The organism is Chromobacterium sp. CCUG 76385, assembly GCF_059916625.1.
Window position 1 is genome coordinate 1 of the sequence record NZ_JAUCGU010000065.1, and the last position, 1,830, is coordinate 1,830.

Sequence of the window (1,830 nt, forward strand, 5' to 3'; positions counted from 1 at the left end):
AAACAAAACCGGCCCCGCAGGGCCGGTTGGTCTTGATGCTTGCACCGTCGGCGCTAGGCCGGCACCGCCGCCGCGCTCCACCCCTGCGGAATCGCCCCCAGCAGCTTCTTGGTGTAGCTGTCCTGCGGCGCGCGGTAGATCACATCCGCGTCCGCCTGCTCCACCACCTGGCCTTTATTCATCACCAGCACCTGGTCGGAGATGTGCTTCACCACCGCCAAGTCGTGCGAGATGAACAAATAGGACAGCTTGAACTCGTCCTGCAGGTCTTGCAGCAGGTTCAGCACCTGCGCCTGCACCGACACGTCCAGCGCCGACACCGACTCGTCGCAGATCAGCACTTCCGGCTTCAGCGTCAGGCAGCGCGCGATGGCGATGCGCTGGCGCTGGCCGCCGGAGAACTCGTGCGGATACTTGGCCAAGGCGCCGGCCGGCAGGCCCACCTTGTCCAGCAGGTCTTGCGCCAGGCGGCGGCGCTGCCCCGCGTCCTGGCCGATGCCGTGCAGCAGCATCGGTTCGGTCAGGATTTGCTCCACGGTGAAGCGCGGGTTCAGCGACGCGTACGGGTTCTGGAAGATGATCTGGATGCGCTTCTTGTAAGCGTGAAACGCTTTGGCGCTCATCGCGATCAGGTCTTCGCCATGAAACAGCGCCTTGCCGGCGGTGGCCTGGTGCAGCCGCACCAGGGTCAGCCCCACCGTGGTCTTGCCGGAGCCGGATTCGCCGACGATGCCCAAGGTCTTGCCCTTGGCCAGCTGGAAGGACACGTCCTTCACCGCGTGGAACTGGCGCTTGCCGAACAGGCCTTCGCGGATGTCGAAGCTTTTGCACAGACCTTGCACGTCCAGCACGATCTCGTCGCCGGCGGCGTAGCCGCGCTGGCGGTGCGGCGGCTCCACATACGGTTCCGGCTTGAGGAAGTCGTCGATCACCGCCAGCCGCGCCGGGCGGCGGTCCAGGTGCGGCCGGCACGACAGCAGCGCCTTGGTGTAGGCATCCTGCGGGTCTTCGAAGATCTGCTTCACCGTGCCCTGCTCGCGGATCACGCCGTGGCGCATCACGATCACTTCATCGGCGAATTCGCCCACCACCCCCAGGTCGTGGGTGATGAACAGCACCGACATGCCGTGTTTCTTTTGCAGATCGGCGATCAGCTGCAGGATCTGCTTTTGAATCGTGACGTCGAGCGCGGTGGTCGGCTCGTCGGCGATCAGCAGCTTCGGTTCGCAGGCGATGGCGATGGCGATCATCACCCGCTGCTGCTGGCCGCCGGACAATTCGTGCGGATAGGCCTTGATCCGCTTCTCCGGCTCCGGCAGCCCCACTTCGCGCAGCAGCTCCACCGCCCGCTTCCACGCCGCCGAGCGACTCAGCCCGGCGTGCAGCGTCAGCGTCTCGACGATCTGTTCGCCCACGCTGAACACCGGGTTCAGCGAGCTCATCGGCTCCTGGAAGATCATCGCGATATCCTTGCCGCGCAGACGGCGCAGCTCGGCCGGGCTCAGCTGCAGCAGGTCGCGGCCGTCGAAGCGCAGCTCCGACGCCGGGTCGATCTCGCTGGTTTGCGGCGGCAGCAGCTGCATGATGGCCATCGAGGTGACCGATTTGCCAGAGCCGGACTCGCCCACCAGCGCCACCGTGCGGTGCGCCGGGATATCGAAACTGACGCCCTTCAAGGCCTCGAAGCGGCCGCCGTCTTCCTGGCGGAAACGCACACGCAGATTGCGCACCGACAGCAAGGTATTGTGGTTTGGATTGCTCATGATTGCTTTCTCCTCGTCCCGCTCACTTCGCCGCCGCGCGCGGGTCCAGCGCGTCGCGCAGGGCGTC

1 protein-coding gene is annotated in these 1,830 nt (G+C 65.7%); it reads right to left on the minus strand.

All coding sequences use genetic code 11. From position 1 onward, the window contains the following. Positions 1–53: 53 nt before the first annotated feature. Positions 54–1,763, minus strand: coding sequence for an ABC transporter ATP-binding protein (locus QUG01_RS19860; protein ID WP_500831597.1), 1,710 nt, complete (start codon positions 1,761–1,763; stop codon positions 54–56). Positions 1,764–1,830 lie beyond the last annotated feature (67 nt).

Coding starts and splice junctions, on each gene's coding strand:
- QUG01_RS19860 (WP_500831597.1), bottom strand. CDS start 1,763: ATGAGCAATCCAAACCACAATACCTTGCTGTCGGTGCGCAATCTGCGT.